Raw genomic sequence first — 23,276 nt, forward strand, 5'->3', positions numbered from 1 at the left:
CTGGTCGGTCCACCGCAGGCCGGTTCCCCCGTGGGAACCGGCCTGATCGTCCCTGAAGGAGGTACGTGGATGACCAGCACGGTCCCCGCGCTCGCAGCCCAGACGGCCGAAGGCTCAGCCCTGCAGGCCGTACTCCTCGACATGGACGGCACCCTGGTGGACACCGAGGGCTTCTGGTGGGACGTCGAGGTGGGCGTCTTCGCCGCCCTCGGCCACCGCCTGGACGACTCCTGGCGCCACGTGGTCGTCGGCGGCCCGATGAGCCGCAGCGCCGCCTTCCTGATCGAGGCGACCGGCGCCGACATCTCGCTCGCCGAGCTGAGCGTGCTGCTCAACGACGGCTTCGAGGAGCGCATCGGCCGCGACCTGCCGCTCATGCCGGGCGCCGCCCGCCTCCTCGCGGAGCTGACCGCGCACGGCATCCCGACCGCCCTGGTCTCCGCCTCGCACCGGCGCATCATCGACCGCGTGCTCACCTCGCTCGGCGCCCGGCACTTCGCGCTCACCATCGCCGGCGACGAGGTGCCCCGCACCAAGCCCTACCCCGACCCGTACCTGGCCGCCGCGGCCGGCCTCGGCGCCGACCCGGCCCGCTGCGCCGTCGTCGAGGACACCGCGACCGGCGTCGCGGCGGCGGAGGCGGCCGGCTGCCACGTCGTGGCCGTCCCCTCCGTCGCCCCCATCACCCCGGCCCCGCGCCGCACCGTGGTCGGCTCCCTCGAAGAGGTCGACCTGCCCTTCCTGCGCGGCCTGATGGCGCCGGTCGCCTAGGCCGCCGTGCACCGGCGGGCCATGTGACGTTCCCCACTCCCCGAGGGGTCGACACTCTCGGGGAGATGTGCCGCCGCTCGCTCGGCGAACGTTGTCGGAGCACCCTTGTGTCCCATTTGATGGAACGCTGCACTAATCCTTCCGCTGTCGGGTTTTCGGTGTGTCCACGCCCGGTTTCGCTCCGTGATGAGCTTTCAACTCCGGTGGCCGCGAACCCGCGTGCGGGCGCGGACTAATCTCGTCGCCAGAACCTCGGCCATACCCCCGTGATCGGTTGCGACACCCCTGCATGCCGAATACACGGACCCGACAGCTCTGGAGAAACTCGAGCATGAACCGCAAGACTTTGGTGCTGCCGGCCGTCGTCGGCCTGCTCGCGCCGGTGCTCGCCGCCTGCGGCGGGTCCGACGGTGGCAGCGGCGGCGGGGACGCGATCGTCGTCGGCACCACGGACCGGTTCACCGCCTCGAAGGACGCTCCGGCGCCCCTCGACCCGGCCTACGCCTACGACGTCGGCAGCTGGAACATCCTGCGCCAGACCGTGCAGACCCTGATGACCCAGCCCCGCGGCGACGGCGAGCCGGTGCCCGAGGCGGCCGAGAAGTGCGGCTTCACCGACACCGGCAACGAGCGCTACGCCTGCACCCTGCGCGACGGCCTGAAGTTCGCCAACGGTGACCCGATCACCGCCAAGGACGTCAAGTTCTCCATCGAGCGGGCGCTGTCCCTCAAGGCCGACAGCGGCGTCTTCGCCCTGCTCTCCGGCATCGACACGGTCGAGACCCAGGGCGACCGCGAGGTCGTCTTCCACCTCAAGACCGCCGACGCCACCTTCCCGTTCAAGCTGTCCACCCCGGTCGCCGGCATCGTCAGCCCGAACGACTACGCCAAGGACAAGCTGCGCGACGGCTTCGAGGTGGACGGCTCCGGCCCGTACACCCTCAAGTCCGAGGTCGCGAACGGCGAACTGACCAAGGCCGTGTTCACCAAGAACCCCAATTACAAGGGGAGCACCGAGGTGAACAACGACGAGGTCGAGCTGAAGTCCTTCCCCGACGCCGACACCATGGGCACCGCCCTCGACAAGGGCGACATCGACCTGATGACCCGCGCCATGACGCCGGAGCAGGTCCAGAAGCTGGCCAACTCCACCGACACCGACGTCAAGCTCGTCGAGGTCGCCGGCCTGGAGATCCGCTACCTGGCCTTCAACACGGCCGCCGCGAGCGTGAAGGACAAGGCCGTCCGGCAGGCCATGGCCCAGGTGATCAACCGCAGCGAGCTGGTCAGCAAGGTCTACGGCTCCCAGGCCGAGCCGCTGTACTCCTTGGTCCCGGCCAGCATCACCGGCCACTCCAACTCGTTCTTCAACAAGTACGGCGACCCCAGCGTCAGCAAGGCGAAGAACCTGCTGAAGGGCGCGGGCGTCAACCAGCCGGTGAAGCTGACCCTGCACTACACGACCGACCACTACGGCGCGGCCACCAAGACCGAGTTCGAGCAGATCCAGAAGCAGCTCAACGACAGCGGCCTGTTCGACGTCGACATCCAGGGCACCCCCTGGGACAAGTTCCGCCCGGCCGAGCTGAAGGGCCAGTTCGACGTGTTCGGCATGGGCTGGTTCCCCGACTTCCCCGACGCGGACAACTTCATCGCGCCGTTCCTCGACAAGGACAACACCCTCAACTCGCCGTACGCCAACCCCAAGATCATGAACACCCTGATCCCGCAGTCCCGGCGCGAGGCCGACCGGCTCTCCGCCGCGGACAGCCTCACCGAGATGCAGGACATCGTCGCCGCCGACGTGCCGATGATCCCGCTGTGGCAGGGCAAGCAGTACGTCGCCGCCCGCGACGACATCACCGGCACCGCCTACGCCCTCAACTCCTCCTCCACGCTCCAGCTGTGGGAGCTGGGCCGCGGCGTGAGCGACTGACGCGCCGACCCGGCCGCACCGGAGAAAGGGCCGGCCCCCTCCCGAGCGGGAGGGGGCCGGCCCTTTTCGGCGTCGTGAGCGGTCACTGCGCGCCCGGGCGCACCAGACCGCTCTCGTACGCGTACACCGCCGCCTGCACCCGGTCGCGCAGGCCCAGCTTGGTCAGCACGTGCCCCACATGGGTCTTGACCGTCGTCTCGCTCACGAAGAGGTCCGCGGCGATCTCCGCGTTGGACAGCCCGCGCGCCACCAGCTTGAGCACCTCCACCTCACGCTCGGTCAGCGTGTGCAGGGCGTCCGGCACCGGCTCCTCCCCGGAGGGCAGGTGCGTGGCGTACTTGTCGAGCAGCCGGCGGGTGATGCTGGGCGCCAGCATCGCCTCGCCGCCCGCCACCACCCGGATCGCCTGCACCAGCTCGTTGGCCGGGGCGTCCTTCAGCAAGAAGCCGCTGGCGCCCGCCTTCAACGCCTCCACCACGTACTCGTCGAGGTCGAAGGTGGTCAGCACCAGGACCTTCGCCGGGCCGTCGCGGTCGGGCCCGGTGATCTGCCGGGTGGCCTCCACCCCGTCCATCCGCGGCATGCGGATGTCCATCAGCACCACGTCGGGCTGCAGCGCCCGCACCTGGTCGAGAGCCTGGAGGCCGTCACCGGCCTCGCCGACGACGGCGAGATCCTGCTCGGCCTCCAGGATCATCCGGAAGCCGGTGCGCAGCAGCGGCTGGTCGTCGACCAGTAGGACGCGGATGGCCACGGTGAGTCTCCTTCGCTAGTCCGGCCCCATTGTGCCCTGCGCGTCCTGGCCGCCCCGCGCCTGGTCGGGCACCGTGGCCAGGGGCAGCGGATAGGGCGGGGGAGTGCCACCGAACTCCGGGCAGTGCGCCTGGTGGTCGCACCAGCCGCACAGCTTCGTCGGCCGGGGCCGCCAGTCGCCGGTCTCCGTCGCCCGGCGGATCGCCTCCCACAGCGCCAGCAGCTTGCGCTCCACCCGCTCCAGGTCCGCCGGGACCGGGTCGTAGGTCAGGACGTCGCCGCTGCCCAGGTAGACCAGCTGCAGGCGGCGCGGGACGACCCGCTTCAGCCGCCACACCACCAGCGCGTAGAACTTCATCTGGAACAGGGCGCCCTCGGCGTACTCGGGGCGCGGGGCCTTGCCCGTCTTGTAGTCGACGATGCGGACCTCGCCGGTGGGCGCCACGTCGACGCGGTCGATGATGCCGCGCAGCCGCAGCCCCGAGTCCAGCTCCGTCTCCACGAACAGCTCGCGCTCGGCGGGCTCCAGGCGGCTCGGATCCTCCAGCGTGAACCAGCGCTCCACCAGCCGCTCCGCCTCGGTGAGCCAGCCCGCCAGCCGCTCGCCCGCCGGATCGTCGGCGAACAGCTCGCCGACCTCCGGGCGGTCGGCGAGCAGCCGCTCCCACTGGCCCGGGACCAGCGCCTTCGCCCGTGGGGCGGTGCGCTCGCCGGCGGGCGCGTCGAAGAGGCGCTCCAGCACCGCGTGCACCAAGGTGCCCCGCGTCGCCGCCTCGCTGGGCTTCTCCGGCAGCCGGTCGATCACCCGGAACCGGTACAGCAGCGGGCACTGCATGAAGTCACCGGCGCGGGAGGGCGAGAGCGAGGCGGGCGCTATCGCGACCACCGGCCTCGGCACGGCGGCCGTCGCCGCCACCGCCCCCGCCGGCGCACCGGCGTCCTCCGCGACACCCTCGCTGCTCGTCTCCATGCCCACAGACCTTACGGCCCCCCACCGACAGACCCGGTCACGGTTGTGACGTGCGGGTCCGGGGGTAGGCACTGGGGTGCCGGGGCGGGCCCGACGGTGCCCGCCGCATACCATCGACACCAGACCCACCCGCCCGGCAGGCGCGGGAGACGCGACGAACGAGGGGACACCGTGGACGTGAGCGGCGGCAACGAACGGCCGCGACCCGGCGACGCCCAGTCGCCCGACCCCCACGCACACCCTCCGGCCGACCAGAACCCCACGCCGTCCGAAACCGAAACCGACCCGACCCCGCCCCCCGAGCCGGCCCCGACCGACGCGCCCTCGGACGCCCGACCCCCGGCTCACCCGGACCCGTCCGGAAACGACCCGGCCCCGCCGCCCGGCCCGCACCAGTCCGCCCCGACCCCGGACGCCCAGCCGCCGTCGGACGACCCCGCTCGGCCCCACCCACCCGCCGCGCCCGCCGACCGGCCCGTGCCGCCCGGCAGCGGTGCCGCCGAGCCCGGCGAGACCGAACCCCGGCACACCCCCTCGTCCGAGCCGCACGGGCACGCCCCGACGCCGGACAGCCGGCCGGCCAGGACCCCCGCCCACTCCGGCCCGCACAGCGCCCGCCGGCCCCCGGCCAGGCGACGGCGCGGGGATCCCGGGGGCGGGCTGCTGATGGGGCGGCCGTTCGGGGTGCCGGTGTACGTCGCGCCCAGCTGGTTCCTGGTCGCCGCCCTGATCACCTGGGTGTTCGGCGGCCAGCTCGACCGCGTGCTGCCCGAGCTGGGCGCCGCCCGCTACCTCGTCGCCCTCTTCTTCGCGGTCGCCTTCTACGCCTCCGTCCTCGTCCACGAGCTGGCCCACACCGTCGCCGCCCTCCGCTTCAAGCTTCCCGTCCGCCGCATCCAGCTCCAGTTCTTCGGCGGCGTCTCCGAGATCGAGAAGGAGTCGGAGTCCCCGGGCCGCGAATTCGTGCTGGCCTTCGTCGGCCCCCTGCTCTCCCTCGTCCTCGCCGGCGTCTTCTACCTCGCCCTGCTGCCCGTGGAACCCGGGACCGTACCCGGCGTACTGCTCGCCGGCCTGATGATCTCCAACCTCCTCGTGGCCGCCTTCAACCTCCTCCCCGGCCTCCCCCTGGACGGCGGCCGGATGCTGCGCGCCGTCGTCTGGAAGATCACCGGCCGGCCCATGAGCGGCACCGTCGCCGCCGCCTGGGTCGGCCGCGCGCTCGCCCTCACCGTCCTCATCGGCCTGCCCCTGCTGACCCAGTCCGGCGCGCTCGGCCCCGCCGCCGAGGACAACATCGGCACCGACACCGTCATGGACGCCCTGCTCGCCGCCATCCTCGCCGCGATCATCTGGACCGGCGCCGGCAACAGCCTGCGCATGGCCCGCCTGCGCGAACACCTCCCCGAGCTGCGCGCCCGCACCCTCACCCGGCGCGCCGTCCCCGTCGCCGCCGACACCCCCCTCTCCGAGGCCCTGCGCCGCGCCAACGCCTCCGGCGCCCGCGCCCTGGTCGTCGTCGACGCCGACGGCGGCCCCGTCTCCCTGGTCCGCGAGGCCGCCATCGTCGGCGTACCCGAGCACCGCCGCCCCTGGGTGCCGGTCAGCGGCCTGGCCCAGGACCTCACCGAGGGCATGCGCGTCTCCGCCGAGCTGTCCGGCGAACAGCTCCTCGACGCCCTGCGCGCCTCGCCGGCCACCGAGTACCTGGTCATCGAGGACACCGGCGAGATCTACGGCGTACTCTCCGCGGCCGACGTCGAGCGCGCCTTCGTCAAGGCGATGGCCCGCCCCTCCTGAGCCCCCGCAGCCCCGGCGTGGTCGGGGCGGCCCACCGGGACCGGTAGGCTGGTCACATGTCCGAACCGACCGGTGCCGCCCGCAGGCGCGGGCCCTTCAAGGTCGGGGACCAGGTACAGCTGACCGACCCCAAGGGCCGCCACTACACGTTCACGCTCGAGGCCGGGAAGAACTTCCACACCCACAAGGGTTCCTTCCCGCACGACGAGCTGATCGGCGCACCCGAGGGCAGCGTCGTCCGCACCACCGGGAACGTCGCCTACCTCGCGCTGCGCCCCCTGCTCCCCGACTACGTCCTGTCCATGCCCCGCGGGGCGGCCGTCGTCTACCCCAAGGACGCCGGACAGATCCTCGCCTTCGCCGACATCTTCCCCGGCGCCCGCGTCGTCGAGGCCGGCGTCGGCTCCGGCTCGCTCAGCAGCTTCCTGCTGCGCGCCATCGGCGACCAGGGCATGCTGCACTCCTACGAGCGCCGCGAGGACTTCGCCGACATCGCCCGGCAGAACGTGGAGCGCTACTTCGGCGGCCCGCACCCCGCCTGGCAGCTCACTGTCGGCGACCTCCAGGACCACCTGTCCGACACCGACGTCGACCGCGTCATCCTGGACATGCTGGCCCCCTGGGAGTGCCTGGAGGCCGTCTCCAAGGCCCTGGTGCCCGGCGGCATCCTGTGCTGCTACGTCGCCACCACCACCCAGCTCGCCCGGACCGTGGAGTCCATCCGCGAGATCGGCTCCTTCAACGAGCCGACCGCCTGGGAGTCGATGATCCGCAACTGGCACATCGAGGGCCTCGCCGTCCGCCCCGACCACCGCATGATCGGCCACACCGGCTTCCTGCTCACCGCCCGCCGCCTCGCCGACGGCGTCGAGCCGCCCATGCGCCGCCGCCGCCCCGCCAAGGGCGCCTACGGCGAGGACTACGCCGGCCCCAACGCCGACGGCGGCACCACCGGCCGCTGAGCCGCACCGCCCGCCACGCCAACACCCCGGCGCCGTGGCGCACTTCCGGCACCCGCCCGGCAAGTGCGACGCGGCGCCGGTGCGTTGACCACCCATCCCTGGAGTCACGGCGGAAGCCTGCCCCCGGGCAACCGCATCGGGTACCCACCCCGCCGTTCCCCCGCACTGTGACGTGTGGCACGATGCCGAGACCCCCGCCGGCACCGCCCTCACAGGAGACGCGCCCCGTGCAGCCACCCTCCGCCGCCCCGGACCTCTCGCACACGCACACCCGGCCGATCCACTGGGTCGCCACCGCCACGGCCCTCGCCGGCGTCATCGCGCTGTCCGCGCTCCTCCAGCCCGACGCCGCGACGGCCGCCCAGCCCCCCGCGTCCGCCGCCGGCCCCCGAAGCACCCCCGCCGACACCGCACCGCCCGACCCGGCACACGTCGCCTTCCCACTGCGGTGCGGCCCGGTCGAGACCGTCGTGCGCACCAAGGCCGCCGGCGACCTCGACGGCGACGGCCGCCCCGAGACGGTGGTGGCCGTCCACTGCGACGCACCCACCGGGACCCCGCCCGACGCGGTCTACGTCCTCACCCGGGGCCCGTCCGCCAGCACACCCCGCGTGGTGGCCACCCTCGTCGGCCCCGAGGAGCGCCGCAACGTCACCGCACTCGCGGTGCGCGACGGCGCCGTCCTAGCCACCCTGCTCGGCTACTCGTCGGTGGATGTGCCCAGTTGCTGCCCCGACGTCACCGATGACGCGAAGTGGCGGTGGAAGGGCGGCGCGTTCGTCCGCTCCACGCCCACGCAGGCGCGGCCCGTGTGACACGAGGGAGCCGACACCGGGGCCGTCAGCTGTGACCCATCAGACAGCGGTCACGCAGAGTACAGGAAGTATCACGATTTGGTCACTCTGCGTCCGGACCGTACACCTCGGCCCTGTCCGAAACCCGCCGTACGTGGATGCACTCCCCGGGACACTCCTTCGCCGAGTCGACCACGTCCGGCAACAGCGGCAACGGCACCGGCGCCGTCGCGCCCGCGCTCTGCAGCAGCTCGTCGCCCGCGCCCTTCACATAGGCCAGACCGTCGATGTCCAGCTCGAACACCTCCGGCGCGTACTGCGCGCAGATGCCGTCACCGGTACACAGGTCCTGATCGATCCAGACCTCCAGCGCCTCACCCTCGGCCCCGGCCCGCTGCTGCACGATGCTCCTCTCCTGCCCTCCGCTGCCCCGAGCCGCCCGGGAATCCGGCCAGCTCCGACGGGTGTTGAACACGTCGACCCTACCCGCGCCGGGGTTCCGACCACGATCGGTGGGTATTCCCCTGGCGTGAGGGAGAGCGCAAGGGTGAAGATCGGACACACCCCGACGGTCTTTGTGATCTAGGGGTTTCAATCGACACCCACCCAGGTAGGGTCTGGAAGCGTCCAGCTCCCCATGGAGGAGGTGAGGACCGTGGCAGCCCACGACGACGACATGAACCGCGGCATCCGCCCGGGACGCGGGTCCGAGGACCCGGCCGGGCAGATGGCCTACCTTGAGCAGGAGATCGCCGTCCTGCGACGCAAGCTCGCCGACTCTCCGCGGCACACGAGAATTCTCGAAGAGCGGATCGTCGAGTTGCAGACCAACCTGGCCGGCGTGTCCGCCCAGAACGAACGACTCGCCGGCACCCTGCGCGAGGCCCGCGACCAGATCGTGGCCCTCAAGGAAGAGGTCGACCGGCTCGCCCAGCCGCCCGCCGGCTTCGGCGTCTTCCTGCAGGCCAACGAGGACGGCACCGCCGACATCTTCACCGGCGGCCGCAAGCTCCGGGTGAACGTCAGCCCCAGCGTCGAGCTGGACGACCTGCGCCGCGGCCAGGAAGTCATGCTCAACGAAGCGCTCAACGTGGTCGAGGCCATGGAGTTCGAGAGCGTCGGCGACATCGTCACCCTCAAGGAGATCCTCGAGGACGGCGAGCGCGCCCTGGTGCTCGGACACACCGACGAGGAGCGCGTGGTCCGCCTCGCCGAACCCCTGCGGGGCATCACCATCCGCCCCGGCGACGCCCTCCTGCTCGAACCCCGCTCCGGCTACGTCTACGAGATCGTCCCCAAGAGCGAGGTCGAGGAACTCGTCCTCGAAGAGGTCCCCGACATCGGCTACGAGCAGATCGGCGGCCTCGGCGGACAGATCGAGATGATCCGCGACGCGGTCGAGCTCCCCTACCTCTACCCCGACCTCTTCAAGGAGCACGAGCTGCGCCCGCCCAAGGGCGTCCTGCTCTACGGACCCCCCGGATGCGGTAAGACCCTCATCGCCAAGGCCGTGGCCAACTCGCTCGCCAAGAAGGTCGCCGAGGTCACCGGCCAGGCCGCCGGCAAGAGCTTCTTCCTCAACATCAAGGGCCCCGAGCTGCTCAACAAGTACGTCGGCGAGACCGAGCGGCAGATCCGCCTGGTCTTCCAGCGGGCCCGGGAGAAGGCCAGCGAGGGCACCCCCGTCATCGTCTTCTTCGACGAGATGGAGTCCCTCTTCCGCACCCGCGGCTCCGGCGTCAGCTCGGACGTGGAGAACACCATCGTCCCGCAGCTGCTCGCCGAGATCGACGGCGTGGAGGGCCTGCAGAACGTGGTCGTGATCGGCGCCTCCAACCGCGAGGACATGATCGACCCCGCCATCCTGCGACCCGGCCGGCTCGACGTGAAGATCAAGATCGAGCGTCCGGACGCCGAGGCGGCCAAGGACATCTTCGGCAAGTACCTCACCGAACGCCTCCCGCTGCACGTCGACGATCTCGCCGAGCACGGCAAGGACAAGTCGGTCACCGTCGCCAGCATGATCCAGACGGCGGTGGAACACATGTACGCCGAATCCGAGGAGAACCGCTTCCTGGAAGTCACCTACGCCAACGGCGACAAGGAAGTCCTCTACTTCAAGGACTTCAATTCCGGCGCCATGATCGAGAACATCGTGGGCCGCGCCAAGAAGATGGCGATCAAGGACTTCCTGGACAAGGACCAGAAGGGCCTCCGCGTCTCCCACCTCCTCCAGGCCTGCGTGGACGAGTTCAAGGAGAACGAGGACCTGCCCAACACCACCAACCCGGACGACTGGGCCCGAATCTCCGGAAAGAAGGGCGAGCGGATCGTCTACATCCGCACCCTCGTCACCGGAAAGCAGGGCGCGGACACCGGACGCTCCATCGACACGGTGGCCAACACCGGTCAGTACCTCTAAAAAGCGGGACGGCTGCGGGTCCCCACAGCGGGTACCCGCAGCCGACTGCTTTCCGGGGACACGGCTGGAGCACAGCAAATGACGCAAATGATCTCCCCACCAGCGCAAAGGCGTTCTAGGCTCTTCCATACCGCCGAGTCGCGCAGTGCAAGGAGGGCCGCATGACCGTACGGCGAGTGATGGGTATCGAGACGGAGTACGGGATCTCCGTCCCCGGTCACCCGAACGCCAATGCCATGCTCACCTCGTCCCAGATCGTCAACGCCTACGCGGCGGCGATGCACCGGGCCCGCCGGGCCCGCTGGGACTTCGAGGAGGAGAACCCGCTGCGGGACGCGCGAGGCTTCGACCTCACCCGGGAGGCCGCCGACTCCAGCCAGCTCACCGACGAGGACATCGGCCTCGCCAACGTCATCCTCACCAACGGAGCCCGGCTCTACGTCGACCACGCCCACCCCGAGTACAGCTCGCCCGAGATCACCAACCCGCGCGACGCCGTCCTGTGGGACAAGGCCGGCGAACGGATCATGGCCGAGGCCGCCGAGCGCGCCGCGCAACTGCCCGGCGCCCAGCCGATCCACCTCTACAAGAACAACACCGACAACAAGGGCGCCTCCTACGGCACCCACGAGAACTACCTGATGAAGCGGGAGACCGCCTTCTCGGACATCGTGCGCCACCTGACCCCCTTCTTCGTCTCCCGGCAGGTCTTCGCCGGCGCCGGACGGGTCGGCATCGGGCAGGACGGCCACGAACACGGCTTCCAGCTCAGCCAGCGCGCCGACTACTTCGAGGTCGAGGTCGGCCTGGAGACCACCCTCAAGCGGCCCATCATCAACACCCGCGACGAACCGCACGCCGACGCGGAGAAGTACCGCCGGCTGCACGTGATCATCGGCGACGCCAACCTCTCCGAGATCTCGACCTACCTCAAACTGGGCACCACCTCGCTGGTCCTGTCCATGATCGAGGACGGCTTCATCGCGGTCGACCTCGCCGTCGACCAGCCCGTACGCACCCTCCACCAGGTCTCCCACGACCCGACCCTCAAGCGCCAGGTCACCCTGCGCAGCGGACGCACACTGACCGCCGTGCAGCTCCAGATGGAGTACTACGAGCTGGCCCGCAAGTACGTCGAGGAGCGGTACGGGGCGGACGCCGACGACCAGACCAAGGACGTCCTCGGCCGCTGGGAGGACACCCTCAACCGGCTCGAGAACGACCCCATGAGCCTGGCCGGCGAACTGGACTGGGTCGCCAAGCGCGAGCTGATGGAGGGCTACCGGCGCCGCGACGGCCTCGACTGGGACGCCGCCCGGCTCCACCTGGTCGACCTCCAGTACGCCGACGTACGACCCGACAAGGGCCTCTACAACCGCCTCGTCGACCGCGGGCGCATCAAGCGGCTGCTGGACGAGGACGAGGTCGAGCGGGCCCGCACCAAGCCCCCCGAGGACACCCGGGCGTACTTCCGCGGACGCTGCCTGGAGCAGTACGCGGACGACGTCGCGGCGGCCTCCTGGGACTCGGTGATCTTCGACCTCCCGGGCCGGGACTCGCTCCAGCGGGTACCGACCCTGGAACCGCTCCGCGGCACGCGCAACCACGTCAAGGAGCTGCTCGACCGCTGCCGCACCGCGGACGACCTGGTCAGGGTGCTGGCCGGGGAGTGATCGGCAGCGAGCGGGTACACATCAGGACAACGACGAACCGAGCGGGGTGAGGGACATGGCGACCAAGGACACCGGCGGCGGGCAGCAGAAGGCCACGCGGTCCACGGAGGAGGTCGAGGAGCAGGCGCAGGACGCACAGGCGTCCGACGACCTCAAGGAGCGCCAGGAGAAGCTGAGCGACGATGTCGACTCGGTGCTGGACGAGATCGACGATGTCCTCGAGGAGAACGCCGAGGATTTCGTGCGTTCCTTCGTTCAGAAGGGTGGACAGTAGATTCGCCTTCGAATCTAAGGTCCGGGAATCGGGGGGTCGGTGAGCGAAGGTCAGGGGACGAAGCGTTGCTCGCGGTGCAAGGAGGTCGTGCCGCGGGCGGCCTTCGCCCGTAATGGGGCGATGCGCGACGGTCTGCAGGCCTACTGCCGGGAGTGCTGGGCGGCGTATCACCAGGCTCGGCAGGTGGCCAAGGGCAAGAATGTCCGTCCGCGGGTGGCGACGCCCGAGGGGCACAAGTACTGCCGGAGCTGCGGTGAGATCAAACCGCACAGTGAGTGGCACCGGAACGCAACCGCGTCCGACGGGCTGTCGACACGGTGCAAGGCATGTCGGGCCACGCAGGCGCGGCGGGATCATCTGAAGCGGCAGTACGGCCTCACGGAGGACGAGCGGGAGGCGTTGGTCTCGGCTCAGCGGGGTGTCTGCTGCATCTGTCTGGCGGCTTCCCCCGTACATGTGGATCACTGCCACGAGACGGGTAGGGTCCGTGGCGTACTGTGCTTCAGCTGCAACGCAGCGCTGGGGCAGTTCAAGGATCAGCCCGAGGCCATAAGGCGGGCTGCCGCATACGTGGAAGGAACCGCGTGGAAGCCAACACTCGTAGCACCGGGCGTCTACCAGCTGCCTTCCTGACCCCGGGGTCCTCCTCCTTCATGGACTTCCTCGGGGAGCACCAGCCGGAGATGCTGCCCGGGAAGCGGCAGCTGCCTCCGGTGCAGGGTGTCGTGGAGGCACCGCACGGCACGACGATCGTGGCCGTGACCTTCCCGGGCGGCGTGGTGCTGGCCGGTGACCGGCGGGCCACGATGGGCAACGTCATCGCGCAGCGCGACATCGAGAAGGTCTTCCCCGCCGACGAGTACTCGGCGGTGGGCATCGCTGGCACGGCGGGCCTCGCGGTGGAGATGGTGAAGCTCTTCCAGTTGGAGCTGGAGCACTTCGAGAAGGTGGAGGGTGCCCAGCTCTCGCTGGAGGGCAAGGCGAACCGGCTGTCCACCATGATCCGGTCCAATCTGGGCATGGCGATGCAGGGTCTTGCCGTGGTGCCGTTGTTCGCCGGGTTCGACCTGGATCGGGACCGAGGTCGGATCTTCTCGTACGACGTGACGGGCGGGCGTTCCGAGGAGCACAACTTCGCCGCGACCGGGTCCGGGTCGGTGTTCGCGCGGGGTGCGATGAAGAAGCTGTTCCGCGACGACCTGAGCGAGGACCAGGCGACCACGCTGGTCGTCCAGGCGCTGTACGACGCGGCCGACGACGATTCGGCGACCGGTGGTCCGGATGTCGCCCGGCGGATCTTCCCGATCATCACCGTGATCACCGAGGACGGTTTCCGGCGGCTGACCGAGGAGGAGTCCTCCCGGCTCGCCCGGTCGGTGCTCGAGCGGCGGCTCGAGCAGCCCGACGGGCCGCGCGCCGAGCTGCTTTAGGAGGCCCCGGTGAGGGCAGGTGGTCCAGTGACTTCGACAGAAAGGGACGGTTGACCGGTGTCGACGCCGTTCTATGTCTCACCCCAGCAGGCCATGGCCGACCGTGCGGAGTACGCCCGTAAGGGCATTGCTCGCGGCCGGAGCCTGGTCGTGCTCCAGTACGCCGACGGGATCGTGTTCGTCGGCGAGAACCCGTCCCGCGCGCTGCACAAGTTCAGCGAGATCTACGACCGCATCGGTTTCGCCGCGGCCGGCAAGTACAACGAGTACGAGAATCTGCGCATCGGTGGCGTGCGCTATGCCGACCTGCGGGGTTACACCTACGACCGGGACGACGTCACGGCGCGTGGGCTGGCCAACGTCTACGCGCAGACGCTGGGCACGATCTTCTCCAGCCAGGCCGAGAAGCCGTACGAGGTGGAGCTGGTCGTCGCGGAGGTCGGGGAGGGCCCGGAGAGCGATCAGATCTACCGGCTTCCGCACGACGGCTCGATCGTGGACGAGCACGGCTCGGTGGCGGTCGGCGGGAACGCGGAGCAGATCAGCGGGTATCTGGATCAGCGTCACCGTGATGCCATGACGCTGGCGGAGGCGCTGAAGCTGGCGGTGCAGGCGCTCTCCCGGGACACGAACGGTTCGGAGCGGGAGATTCCAGCGGAGCGTCTCGAGGTGGCGGTGCTGGACCGTACGCGTCCGCAGAAGCGCAAGTTCAAGCGCATCACCGGTAACCAGCTGTCCCGCCTCCTGGAGGGCGGGGCGGTGTCTGCGCCGGACGAGGACGAGGAGTAGCGGGTCGGTGGGCGCCCGTCGGTCACCGGCCGCCGGGCGCCGCGGTGGAGGTCCGTACCACGAGTTCCACCGGCATGTCGCCGCTTTCGGGGGTCTCGCCCTCCAGGACGGCCAGCAGTGTGCGCATGCCCCGTGCGCCGAAGGCTTCGGCGTCGAGGCGTACCGTGGTCAGTTCGGGGTCGATGACGGTGGCCGTACCGAGGTCGTCGAGTCCGGTCACGGAGAGGTCCTGCGGGATGCGCACCCCGACGCGTCGCGCGGCCTTGTAGGCGCCCGCTGCCAGCTTGTCGTCGTCGCAGACCAGTGCGGTGGGCCGGGGTCCCGGTGCGGTGAGCGCGGCCTCGACGGCGCGTTGGGCGTCCTCCACGGAGATGGCGGCGCGCGCCGTGCGCAGGGTGGTGCCGGGGGAGTCGGCGAGTCGGGCGGCCAGTTCGCGCGCCCGTACCTCGAAGGTCCATGAGGGGATGTCCGCCGCGAGGTGCAGGAACCGGCGGTGGCCGAGGTCGAGCAGGTGTTCGGCGACCTGTCGCACGCCGTCCGCGATGTCCAGGTTCACGGTGGTGGCGCCGAGGCTGCCTTCGGGGTCGCTGTCCAGCATCACGAGTGGCAGGTGGTCCCCTCGGATGGCGCTGAGCGCGTCCGCCGACATCGAGGAGGCGAGCACGCCGTCCAGTGCGGACTGGGCCGAGGCGAAGGGGTCCCGGGCGGGGCCGACGCCCTCGGGGGAGGGGTAGAGGACGACGCCGAAGCCGTGCTCGGCGGCCACCCGCGCCGCCCCGGTGTATACGCCGGCGAAGAATTCCGTGGTCAGCGCCGGCACGACAAGGAGCACCGTCCGGGTGCGGCCGAGGCGCAGGTTGCGCGCGGCGAGGTTGGGTCGGTAGCCCAGTTCGCGCGCCGCCTCGCGTACGCGTCGTGCCGTCGGTTCGGAGACGCGTCCTCGCCATTTGTCGCCGAGGACGAGGGAGACGGCGGCCTGGGAGACGCCGGCGGCCTGGGCGACGTCCCGGCTCGTGGGGCGGGTGCTGCCTCGTGCCACCGTGGGCCTGCTTCCTCGTCTGGACTCGCGAACAGCCGTCATGGTACGTATGACCGCGGTAGTTATACGTACAACGTGAAGGAAGGCGGGTACGGCATGGCCGGTGGCTACGCGGAGATCCTGCGCACTCGGCACGCCGCCCGGCTGCTGGTCGGCACGCTCGTCGGGCGGCTGCCCAACGCGACCGCCGCGATCGCGATCGTGCTGTTCGTGCGCGCCGAGGGGGGTTCGTACAGCCTGGCGGGGGCGCTGGCCGCGGTGTACGGCGTGTCCAACGCGGTGGGGCAGCCGGTGCTGGGCCGGCTGGTGGACCTGCACGGGCAGCCGCGGGTGCAGTTGCCCGCCGCGGTGCTGTCGGCGGCGGCGATGGCCGTCTTCGCCTTCGCCGGCACCGGTTCGCCCCTGCTGGCCCATGCGGCCGTCGCGCTCTCGGGGCTCTTCACGCCCCCGCTGGAGGGCGGTCTGCGGGCGCTGTGGCCGAGTGTGCTGCGGCAGGAGGGGCAGGTGCACACGGCGTACGCGATGGACGCGGTCGCCCAGGAGGTGATGTTCACCGTCGGGCCGCTGCTGGTGACGGTGTGCGTGGCGCTGTGGTCGCCGCAGGCGGCCCTGCTGGCGCTGAACGCGCTGGGCGTGCTCGGCGCGCTGTCGGTGGTCGTCTCGCCCCCGTCGCGCGCGTGGCGTTCGGCGCCGCGCGAGGCGCACTGGCTGGGCGCCCTGCGCTCGCCGGGGCTGCTGGCGCTCCTCGGCGCGTTCCTGTTCATCGGCATGGCGCTGGGTTCCATCACCGTGGCCTCGGTGCCGTACGCGGACGGCCACGGGGGTGACGCGGTCTACGGCTGGCTGATGGCGGCCCTCGGGCTCGGCGCGCTCGTCGGAGGCGCCGTGTACGGGGCGCGGCGGTGGGCGGGGTCCCCGGCCCGGCGACTGCGGTGGCTGGTGGCGCTGCTGGCGGTGTGTTATCTCCCGTTGCTGCTGATGCCGGGCGCGTTGGCCATGGTGGCGCTCACGGCGCTGGCCGGTGTCTTCCTGGCGCCGTGCATCGCCTGCGCGTTCGTGCTGGTCGACCTGCACGCGCCGCGGGGGACGGTGACGGAGGCGTTCTCCTGGCTGGTGACGACGTTCACGGTGGGCGCGTCGGTGGGTACGGGCCTGGCGGGGCCGGTGGTGGAGGCGGGCGGGGCGCTGTGGGGGTTCGCGCTGCCGGGGGCGGCCGGGGCGGCCTCGCTGGCGGTGTTGCTGTGCACCGGGCGGGTCCTCGCAGCTCCCGCCGGGGGAGGGGTGGTTGCGGCTTCATCGGAAAATGATCCGAACCGGGCGGCCGAACCCCGTTTCAGTTCGGGGGATCGGGCGTAATGTTCAGTCATGGACCGCCGCATTTTCGGGCTGGAGAACGAGTACGGCGTCACGTGCACGTTCAGGGGACAGCGCCGCCTGTCGCCTGACGAGGTGGCGCGCTACCTCTTCCGCCGTGTCGTGTCATGGGGCCGCAGCAGCAATGTGTTTCTGCGCAACGGGGCCCGCCTCTATCTCGACGTGGGATCACATCCGGAATACGCCACACCCGAGTGTGACAACGTGATCGAGCTCGTCACCCACGACAAGGCGGGCGAGCGCATTCTCGAGGGACTGCTGGTCGACGCCGAGCGCCGCCTGCACGAGGAGGGAATCGCGGGCGACGTCTACCTCTTCAAGAACAACACGGACTCGGCCGGCAACTCCTATGGCTGCCACGAGAACTATCTGGTGGCCCGGCACGGGGAGTTCTCCCGGCTCGCGGACATCCTGATCCCGTTCCTGGTGACCCGCCAGCTGCTGTGCGGCGCGGGCAAGGTGCTGCAGACGCCGCGCGGTGCGGTGTACTGCGTGAGTCAGCGCGCGGAGCACATCTGGGAGGGCGTCTCCTCGGCGACCACCCGTTCCCGGCCGATCATCAACACCCGCGACGAGCCGCACGCGGACGCCGAGCGCTACCGCCGGCTGCATGTCATCGTCGGTGACTCGAACATGTCGGAGACGACGATGCTGCTCAAGGTCGGCGCCACCGACCTGGTGCTGCGCATGATCGAGGCGGGCACGGTGATGCGGGACCTCACCCTGGAGAACCCGATCCGGGCGATCCGCGAGGTCAGCCACGACATCACCGGGCGCCGCAAGGTGCGTCTGGCCAGCGGCCGGGAGGCGTCGGCGCTCGAGGTGCAGCGGGAGTACTTCGAGAAGGCCGTGGACTTCTGCGAGCGGCGCGGCATCCGCACGGGCACGGTGGAGCGGGTCCTGGAGCTGTGGGGCCGCACGCTGGACGCGATCGAGGCCGAGGACCTCGACCGCATCGGCACCGAGATCGACTGGGTGATGAAGTACAAGCTCATCGAGCGGTACCGGGCCAAGCACAACATGACGATGTCGCATCCGCGGGTCGCGCAGATAGACCTCGCCTACCACGACATCCACCGGCGTCGTGGGCTGTACTACCTGCTGGAGAAGAAGGGTCAGGCGGCGCGGGTCGCCAACGACTTGAAGATCTTCGAGGGCAAGTCGGTGCCGCCGCAGACCACCCGGGCCCGGCTGCGCGGTGACTTCATCCGGCGGGCGCAGGAGCAGCGCCGGGACTTCACCGTCGACTGGGTGCATCTGAAGCTCAACGACCAGGCGCAGCGCACCGTGTTGTGCAAGGACCCGTTCCGCTCGGTGGACGACCGGGTGGAGAAGCTGATCGCCGGGATGTAGGGCGAGGTGGTGTGAGGCCGGAACGCCACACGGGCACCGTGCGTTATGCGTACGGTGCCCTTCGCACGCCGTAGAGTTGCGCGGGCACTTTCGTTCAGGCACCACCGACCGACATCGATTACGAGGCCCCCACCGTGCGCCGACGCTCCCTCCTCATCGCCGTCCCCGCCGGAATGCTGACGCTCGCCGCTTGCGGTGACGACGACTCCGGTTCGGGCAAGGCCAGCGACAGTGCGACGCCGCAGGCGTCGGGCAGTTCCTCCGCGCCGCCGGCGCCGAAGGTGACCGACGGCCCGCTGCCGGCGATCACGGCGGGGACGAAGTTCGGCCAGAAGCCCACCGTGGCCAAGGGCAGCGGCGAGCCGTCCAAGGAACTGGCGGTCAAGACGGTCATCGCGGGCAGCGGGAAGACCGTCGCGGAGAACGACTACGTGTCGGCCGACTACCTCGGCCAGGTCTGGAACACCGCGAAGGTCTTCGACAACTCCTACGACCGCAAGACGCCGCTGGTCATCCAGCTGGCCCAGGGCAGCATCATCGACGGCTGGAGGTATGCGCTGACGGGCAAGAAGGCCGGCAGCCGCGTCCAGTTCTCCGTCCCGCCGACCTGGGGATACGGCGAGCAGGGCAACCAGCAGGCGGGCATCAAGGGCACCGACACACTGGTCTTCGTGGTGGACATCAAGGACACCTTCAACGCGAAGAGCTCCGCGAAGGGCACGAACGCCCCGCAGGACGACAGCGCGCTGCCGAAGGTGGGCACCGACACCGACGGCAAGGCGCCCTCCATCGAGCTGCCGAAGTCCGCCGCGCCGAAGAAGCTCGTCGCCGAGTACGTCATCGAGGGCGACGGCGCGAAGGTCGGCGCGCAGGACAGTGTGCTCGTGCAGTACAAGGGCGTGGTCTGGGACGGCGGCAAGGAGTTCGACTCGACGTACCAGCGCAAGCAGCTGACGTCGTTCTCCCTGCAGCAGGTCGTCAAGGGCTGGGCGCAGGGTCTGACGGGCAAGAAGGTCGGCAGCCGCGTCCTCATCGTCATCCCGCCGGACCTGGGGTACGGCGACAACCCGCCGCAGGGCAGCGGTATCGAGAAGGACTCGACGCTGGTCTTCTCCGTGGACATCCTCGCCAAGATGTGACGCCCGGGGATGTAAGACTGGCCCCGTTGCCTTTCCGCGAACACAGCAGGAGCAAGTCACGTGAGCATCGACAAGCCCGAGATCGACTTCCCTGAGGGCGCCGCCCCGGTGGACCTCGAGATCAAGGACATCTGGGAGGGCGACGGCGAGGTGGCGCAGGCGGGCCAGACCGTCACCGTCCACTACGTGGGTGTCGCCTTCAGCACGGGTGAGGAGTTCGACGCCAGCTGGAACCGCGGCACCCCGTTCCGCTTCCCGCTCGGTGGCGGCCGGGTCATCAAGGGCTGGGACCAGGGCGTGCAGGGCATGAAGGTCGGTGGCCGGCGTCAGCTGACCATCCCGGCCCACCTGGCGTACGGCGACCAGAGCCCGACCCCGGCCATCAAGCCCGGCGAGACGCTGATCTTCGTGGTCGACCTGCTCGGCGTCTGATCGGAACCGATCACTCGCCGATCACCTGGGGTCCATGCCCGGCCGGGCATGGACCTTCGGCTTTTGCCGGGCCCCCGCGGGGCGGTACGGTCATCCGTCGTAAGCACCATAGGGAGAGAAGCGTCGATGGCCATTGCCAAGGCCGAGCGGCTGATGAACCTGGCGCTGTGCCTGCTCGGCACCAGCCGGCCGCTCAGCAAGCGCGAGCTGCGCGACTCCGTCGAGGCGTATGTCGAGGCGTCCCGGGGTGCCGCGGGCGACGACTCCTTCAACCGCATGTTCGAGCGGGACAAGGACGACCTCAGGGAGCTGGGCCTGGTCATCGAGACCGTCGAGGGCCTGGACGGCGAGGTCGGCTACCTGGCCCGCCGGGACAGCAACCGCCTGCCGGCCATCACCCTGGACGCCGAGGAGGCCGCCGCGCTCGGCCTGGCCGCCAAGGTGTGGCAGCAGGCCCGGCTGGCCGGCGCCGCCAGCGGGGCGCTGCAGAAGCTGCGCGCGGCCGGCCTGCCCGAGGACGTCGACCCCTACGGGGCGCACAGCGCCCTGGAGCCGCGCATCCCCGTGCACGAGGCCGCCTTCGAGCCGCTGATGCTGGCCTGCCGCGACCGCCGCCCGGTCGCCTTCGACTACCGCAAGGCCACCGCCGCCCAGCCCGAGCCGCGCACCGTGGAGCCGTGGGCGCTGGAGTGCTGGCGAGGCCACTGGTACCTGGCCGGCTTCGACCGGGACCGCGGCGCCGAGCGGGTCTTCCGGCTGTCCCGGATCACCGGCCGGGTCCGCTCGCGCGGCGGGCGGTTCACCGCGCCGGTGCCGGACGTCGTCACCGTCCGGGAGACGGTGGCGAGCTGGGCGGGGGAGACCGCCGACCGCTCCGCCCGCATCCGGCTGCGCGCCGGCGCCGGCTACCCGCTGCGCGCCCGGGCCGGCGCGGTGCGCGAGGGCGGCGACGGCTGGGACGAGCTGGAGATTCCGTACGGGCACGGCCTGGACGCCTGGCTGGTGGAGTTCGGACCGGACGTGGTGGTCCTGGAACCCGCCGAGCTGCGCGCGGACGTGCTGGACCGGCTGCGTGCCGTGGCCAAGGGCTGAGGGGGCGGACGACACCGTGGCAGGCAGAGCAGTGGCGGGCAGGGCAGTGGCCGGCGGGGCGGTGCCGGGCGGGGCCGGGGCGGGCCGGCCGGTCAAGGCGGTGAACGCCATCGACCAGACCCGGCGGATGCTGTCCCTGGTGACGTATCTGCGCGAGCGCCCCGGCGCCCGGGTCGAGGACGTCGCGCGCGCCTTCGGCATCACCGAGGACGAACTGGTCTCCGACCTCGACGTGCTGCCCATGTGCGGGACCAGCTTCCGCGGCGGCGACCTGCTGGACATCGACACCGACGGCGAGCGCATCTGGTGGCACAATCCGGCCGCGCTCGGCGCCGACGCGGCCGAGCCGCTGCGGCTGGCCGCCGACGAGGCGACCGCGCTTCTCGTGGCCGCCCGGGCGGTGGCGACCCTGCCGGGCCTGCGCGAGGGCGACCGGCAGGCGCTGCTGCGGGCGACGGCCAAGGTGGAGGCGGCGGCCGGCGAGGCGGCCGCCGCCAGCTCGCGCCTCTCCGTCACCTTCGAGTCCGAGGGCGGCGTCTTCGCCGACGTCGACCGGGCCATCTCCGAGCGCCGCCGGCTGTGGATCCGCTACTACTCGCCGGCCCGCGACGAGCTGACCGAGCGGGAGATCGACCCCATCCGGCTGGTCAGCGTCGGCCACACCTACGTGGAGGCGTGGTGCCGGCGCTCCGAGGCGCGGCGCACCTTCCGCCTCGACCGGGTCGCCGAGATCCGCATCCTGGACGAGCCGTCCGCGCCGCCCGAGGTGGAGCTGCGCGACCTGTCGGAGGCGCTGGTGCAGCCGGCCGCCGAGGATCCGGAGGTCGTCGTGGAGGTCGGCCCGGGCGGGCGCTGGGTCGCCGAGTACTACCCGCACGACGAGGCCGAGGAGCTGCCCGAGGGCGGGCTGCGCATCACGCTGCGCACCCCCGACCCGGCCTCGCTGCGCCGACTGGCGCTGCGGCTCGGCCGGGACGGGCGCATCGTCTCCCCGGCCGATCTCGCGGACAGTGCCCGACAGGCCGCCCGCGACGCCCTCGCGGCGTACGACGGGGTGGACCTGGTCGGGGCGGAGGCCGCCGGGGGAGCGGGCGGGTCCGACGCCGGCGGGCGGCACGACAGGCAGGAGCGAGGGCTGTGAACGAGTCGGCGGCGGGCCGGACGGCCGGAGCGAGCGCGGTGAACGAGCCGTCGGCAGGCAGGCCGGCCGGGGCGAGGACGGTCGACGAGTCGGCGCCGGGTCAGACGGCCGGAGTGACGGCGGCGTCCGCGTTCGCCGGGATGCGCCGGGTGTCCCCGGTGGTGTTCAAGGCGGGCTGCCCGGACTGCCGGGGCCGGTTCGAACTCGCCGCGAGCGCGCTGCGGCTGGCCATCGGGGCCAGCAGCCGCACCACCTTCTACTCCTTCACCTGCCCCGACTGCGGCGCGGCCGTCCGCAAGCCGGCCGGGGAGCGGATCGTGGAGCTGCTGACCGGCGGCGGGGTCCGCACCCTGCGGCTGCACCCCACCGTCTGAGACCGTCTAGGCTCGCCCCATGTTCTGGCCGATGTTCGCGGTTGCCGCGGGGTTCCTGGGTCTCGCCGTCCTCACGGTGTTCGCCGTGCCGGTGTTCGTGGAGGCGCAGCGCCTCGGCCGGCAGGTGAGCGAGTCCGCCGACCGGCTCGGACGGGCCGCCGAGGACCTGGAGCGGGCGACGCGCAGCGCGGCTCGGGCCGCCGACGCGCTGTAGTCGCTTGTCCGTGTGATGCGATATGCGTCGCTTCGCCCTGTCACCGGGCGGTCCTGTGCAGGTACGCTGCTGGTCGCGGCGCGGAGAACGAGGCCCGGCCGCGGACGGGAGTACGCACGGGGATTGCCTGACGTTCACCCCCGAGCGTTACGATCGCTGCACACGACGATCGTTCGGACACGTGTCCGGCCGGTCGGACAGCTCCCCCACCCAGTCGCCTCGGTGAGAAGGTAAAGACTTATGTTCGGAAGGCTCGGCGCCCCCGAGATCATTCTCATCCTCGTCGTCATCATCCTGCTGTTCGGCGCGAAGAAGCTTCCGGACATGGCGCGCTCCCTCGGCAAGTCCGCGCGCATCCTCAAGAGCGAGGCCAAGGCGATGAAGGACGACGGCAAGTCCTCCGCCCCCGCCGACCCGCCCAACCCGGACCAGGCCGCGGCGCAGCGCACCATCCAGGCAGCCCCCGGCGACGTGACCAGCTCCCGCCCGGTCACCGAGCCGACGGACTCGACCAAGCGCTGACGAGAGGGCCGGTGACTTCCGGCCC

24 protein-coding genes are annotated in these 23,276 nt (G+C 71.1%); 20 read left to right on the forward strand and 4 right to left on the reverse strand.

Annotated features, from left to right (window positions below; translation table 11 throughout):
• Positions 1–69 precede the first annotated feature (69 nt).
• On the forward strand, positions 70–771 hold the full coding sequence (locus ACGFZL_RS25265; protein ID WP_355172712.1) for an HAD family phosphatase: 702 nt from the start codon (positions 70–72) through the stop codon (positions 769–771).
• 331 nt (positions 772–1,102) lie between these two features.
• On the forward strand, positions 1,103–2,707 hold the full coding sequence (locus ACGFZL_RS25270; RefSeq protein WP_355172714.1) for an ABC transporter substrate-binding protein: 1,605 nt from the start codon (positions 1,103–1,105) through the stop codon (positions 2,705–2,707).
• Between the two features lie 82 nt (positions 2,708–2,789).
• On the opposite strand, the gene ACGFZL_RS25275 is transcribed toward ACGFZL_RS25270, so the two are convergent.
• Positions 2,790–3,461, reverse strand: a complete 672-nt coding sequence (locus tag ACGFZL_RS25275; protein WP_355172716.1) for a response regulator transcription factor — start codon at positions 3,459–3,461, stop codon at positions 2,790–2,792.
• 15 nt (positions 3,462–3,476) lie between these two features.
• A complete protein-coding gene (locus ACGFZL_RS25280; RefSeq protein ID WP_393694971.1) occupies positions 3,477–4,430 on the reverse strand; it encodes a RecB family exonuclease in 954 nt (317 codons plus the stop codon).
• A gap of 171 nt (positions 4,431–4,601) precedes the next feature.
• Between ACGFZL_RS25280 and ACGFZL_RS25285 the strand changes: the two genes are divergently transcribed.
• The 3 genes from ACGFZL_RS25285 (at position 4,602) to ACGFZL_RS25295 (ending at position 8,004) form a co-directional block, all read left to right on the forward strand.
• Positions 4,602–6,227, forward strand: coding sequence for a site-2 protease family protein (locus ACGFZL_RS25285; protein ID WP_393694973.1), 1,626 nt, complete (start codon positions 4,602–4,604; stop codon positions 6,225–6,227).
• A gap of 56 nt (positions 6,228–6,283) precedes the next feature.
• Complete coding sequence (locus tag ACGFZL_RS25290) at positions 6,284–7,189, forward strand: tRNA (adenine-N1)-methyltransferase (protein WP_393694975.1); 906 nt, start codon at positions 6,284–6,286, stop codon at positions 7,187–7,189.
• A gap of 227 nt (positions 7,190–7,416) precedes the next feature.
• Positions 7,417–8,004 carry a hypothetical protein gene (locus ACGFZL_RS25295; RefSeq protein ID WP_393694977.1) on the forward strand — a complete coding sequence of 196 codons (588 nt, stop codon included), beginning with the start codon at positions 7,417–7,419 and terminating at the stop codon, positions 8,002–8,004.
• Positions 8,005–8,086: 82 nt separating this feature from the next.
• Here the strand turns inward: ACGFZL_RS25295 and ACGFZL_RS25300 are convergent, their stop codons facing one another.
• Positions 8,087–8,386: a ferredoxin gene (locus tag ACGFZL_RS25300; protein ID WP_393694979.1), complete on the reverse strand. Its 300-nt coding sequence runs from the start codon at positions 8,384–8,386 to the stop codon at positions 8,087–8,089.
• 252 nt (positions 8,387–8,638) lie between these two features.
• Between ACGFZL_RS25300 and arc the strand changes: the two genes are divergently transcribed.
• The 6 genes from arc (at position 8,639) to prcA (ending at position 14,571) form a co-directional block, all read left to right on the forward strand.
• Positions 8,639–10,405: a proteasome ATPase gene (gene arc, locus ACGFZL_RS25305; protein WP_355172728.1), complete on the forward strand. Its 1,767-nt coding sequence runs from the start codon at positions 8,639–8,641 to the stop codon at positions 10,403–10,405.
• Positions 10,406–10,566: 161 nt separating this feature from the next.
• Positions 10,567–12,078: a depupylase/deamidase Dop gene (gene dop, locus ACGFZL_RS25310; RefSeq protein WP_355172730.1), complete on the forward strand. Its 1,512-nt coding sequence runs from the start codon at positions 10,567–10,569 to the stop codon at positions 12,076–12,078.
• A 55-nt stretch (positions 12,079–12,133) separates the two neighbouring features.
• Positions 12,134–12,352 (forward strand): ubiquitin-like protein Pup, encoded by a 219-nt coding sequence (locus ACGFZL_RS25315; protein WP_108011740.1) that lies wholly within the window; start codon positions 12,134–12,136, stop codon positions 12,350–12,352.
• A 120-nt stretch (positions 12,353–12,472) separates the two neighbouring features.
• On the forward strand, positions 12,473–12,985 hold the full coding sequence (locus ACGFZL_RS25320; RefSeq protein WP_393695066.1) for an endonuclease VII domain-containing protein: 513 nt from the start codon (positions 12,473–12,475) through the stop codon (positions 12,983–12,985).
• Positions 12,937–13,782 (forward strand): proteasome subunit beta, encoded by an 846-nt coding sequence (gene prcB, locus ACGFZL_RS25325; RefSeq protein WP_355172734.1) that lies wholly within the window; start codon positions 12,937–12,939, stop codon positions 13,780–13,782. Before ACGFZL_RS25320 ends, prcB begins: the two co-directional genes overlap by 49 nt.
• Before the next feature lie 57 nt (positions 13,783–13,839).
• Positions 13,840–14,571 carry a proteasome subunit alpha gene (gene prcA, locus ACGFZL_RS25330; RefSeq protein WP_393694983.1) on the forward strand — a complete coding sequence of 244 codons (732 nt, stop codon included), beginning with the start codon at positions 13,840–13,842 and terminating at the stop codon, positions 14,569–14,571.
• Positions 14,572–14,593: 22 nt separating this feature from the next.
• Here the strand turns inward: prcA and ACGFZL_RS25335 are convergent, their stop codons facing one another.
• Positions 14,594–15,610, reverse strand: coding sequence for a LacI family DNA-binding transcriptional regulator (locus ACGFZL_RS25335; protein WP_393694985.1), 1,017 nt, complete (start codon positions 15,608–15,610; stop codon positions 14,594–14,596).
• 96 nt (positions 15,611–15,706) lie between these two features.
• Here ACGFZL_RS25335 and ACGFZL_RS25340 point away from each other — a divergent pair, with 96 nt between their 5' ends.
• The 9 genes from ACGFZL_RS25340 (at position 15,707) to tatA (ending at position 23,251) form a co-directional block, all read left to right on the forward strand.
• On the forward strand, positions 15,707–16,966 hold the full coding sequence (locus ACGFZL_RS25340; RefSeq protein ID WP_393695068.1) for an MFS transporter: 1,260 nt from the start codon (positions 15,707–15,709) through the stop codon (positions 16,964–16,966).
• A gap of 9 nt (positions 16,967–16,975) precedes the next feature.
• Positions 16,976–18,337 (forward strand): Pup--protein ligase, encoded by a 1,362-nt coding sequence (gene pafA, locus ACGFZL_RS25345; RefSeq protein ID WP_355172742.1) that lies wholly within the window; start codon positions 16,976–16,978, stop codon positions 18,335–18,337.
• Between the two features lie 134 nt (positions 18,338–18,471).
• Positions 18,472–19,476, forward strand: coding sequence for an FKBP-type peptidyl-prolyl cis-trans isomerase (locus ACGFZL_RS25350; protein ID WP_393694988.1), 1,005 nt, complete (start codon positions 18,472–18,474; stop codon positions 19,474–19,476).
• A gap of 60 nt (positions 19,477–19,536) precedes the next feature.
• Positions 19,537–19,908: an FKBP-type peptidyl-prolyl cis-trans isomerase gene (locus ACGFZL_RS25355; RefSeq protein WP_355172746.1), complete on the forward strand. Its 372-nt coding sequence runs from the start codon at positions 19,537–19,539 to the stop codon at positions 19,906–19,908.
• A gap of 126 nt (positions 19,909–20,034) precedes the next feature.
• Positions 20,035–21,000 carry a helix-turn-helix transcriptional regulator gene (locus ACGFZL_RS25360; RefSeq protein ID WP_393694990.1) on the forward strand — a complete coding sequence of 322 codons (966 nt, stop codon included), beginning with the start codon at positions 20,035–20,037 and terminating at the stop codon, positions 20,998–21,000.
• Between the two features lie 127 nt (positions 21,001–21,127).
• A complete protein-coding gene (locus tag ACGFZL_RS25365) occupies positions 21,128–22,141 on the forward strand; it encodes a helix-turn-helix transcriptional regulator (RefSeq protein WP_393695070.1) in 1,014 nt (337 codons plus the stop codon).
• Between the two features lie 140 nt (positions 22,142–22,281).
• On the forward strand, positions 22,282–22,515 hold the full coding sequence (locus tag ACGFZL_RS25370) for a hypothetical protein (RefSeq protein ID WP_355173148.1): 234 nt from the start codon (positions 22,282–22,284) through the stop codon (positions 22,513–22,515).
• 19 nt (positions 22,516–22,534) lie between these two features.
• Positions 22,535–22,729, forward strand: coding sequence for a hypothetical protein (locus tag ACGFZL_RS25375; protein ID WP_355172750.1), 195 nt, complete (start codon positions 22,535–22,537; stop codon positions 22,727–22,729).
• A gap of 240 nt (positions 22,730–22,969) precedes the next feature.
• A complete protein-coding gene (gene tatA / locus ACGFZL_RS25380) occupies positions 22,970–23,251 on the forward strand; it encodes a Sec-independent protein translocase subunit TatA (protein ID WP_393694993.1) in 282 nt (93 codons plus the stop codon).
• Positions 23,252–23,276: the final 25 nt, after the last annotated feature.

This window comes from Streptomyces sp. NPDC048182, assembly GCF_043202555.1.
GTDB lineage: Bacteria > Actinomycetota > Actinomycetes > Streptomycetales > Streptomycetaceae > Streptomyces.

What these genes read in the sequence shown, in the direction of transcription:
- ACGFZL_RS25265 (WP_355172712.1), top strand. Translation starts at nt 70, where the DNA reads ATGACCAGCACGGTCCCCGCGCTCGCAGCCCAGACGGCCGAAGGCTCA.
- ACGFZL_RS25270 (WP_355172714.1), top strand. Translation starts at nt 1,103, where the DNA reads ATGAACCGCAAGACTTTGGTGCTGCCGGCCGTCGTCGGCCTGCTCGCG.
- ACGFZL_RS25280 (WP_393694971.1), bottom strand. Translation starts at nt 4,430, where the DNA reads ATGGAGACGAGCAGCGAGGGTGTCGCGGAGGACGCCGGTGCGCCGGCG.
- ACGFZL_RS25290 (WP_393694975.1), top strand. Translation starts at nt 6,284, where the DNA reads ATGTCCGAACCGACCGGTGCCGCCCGCAGGCGCGGGCCCTTCAAGGTC.
- dop (WP_355172730.1), top strand. Translation starts at nt 10,567, where the DNA reads ATGACCGTACGGCGAGTGATGGGTATCGAGACGGAGTACGGGATCTCC.
- ACGFZL_RS25315 (WP_108011740.1), top strand. Translation starts at nt 12,134, where the DNA reads ATGGCGACCAAGGACACCGGCGGCGGGCAGCAGAAGGCCACGCGGTCC.
- ACGFZL_RS25320 (WP_393695066.1), top strand. Translation starts at nt 12,473, where the DNA reads ATGCGCGACGGTCTGCAGGCCTACTGCCGGGAGTGCTGGGCGGCGTAT.
- ACGFZL_RS25340 (WP_393695068.1), top strand. Translation starts at nt 15,707, where the DNA reads ATGGCCGGTGGCTACGCGGAGATCCTGCGCACTCGGCACGCCGCCCGG.
- pafA (WP_355172742.1), top strand. Translation starts at nt 16,976, where the DNA reads ATGGACCGCCGCATTTTCGGGCTGGAGAACGAGTACGGCGTCACGTGC.
- ACGFZL_RS25360 (WP_393694990.1), top strand. Translation starts at nt 20,035, where the DNA reads ATGGCCATTGCCAAGGCCGAGCGGCTGATGAACCTGGCGCTGTGCCTG.
- ACGFZL_RS25365 (WP_393695070.1), top strand. Translation starts at nt 21,128, where the DNA reads ATGCTGTCCCTGGTGACGTATCTGCGCGAGCGCCCCGGCGCCCGGGTC.
- ACGFZL_RS25370 (WP_355173148.1), top strand. Translation starts at nt 22,282, where the DNA reads ATGCGCCGGGTGTCCCCGGTGGTGTTCAAGGCGGGCTGCCCGGACTGC.
- ACGFZL_RS25375 (WP_355172750.1), top strand. Translation starts at nt 22,535, where the DNA reads ATGTTCTGGCCGATGTTCGCGGTTGCCGCGGGGTTCCTGGGTCTCGCC.
- tatA (WP_393694993.1), top strand. Translation starts at nt 22,970, where the DNA reads ATGTTCGGAAGGCTCGGCGCCCCCGAGATCATTCTCATCCTCGTCGTC.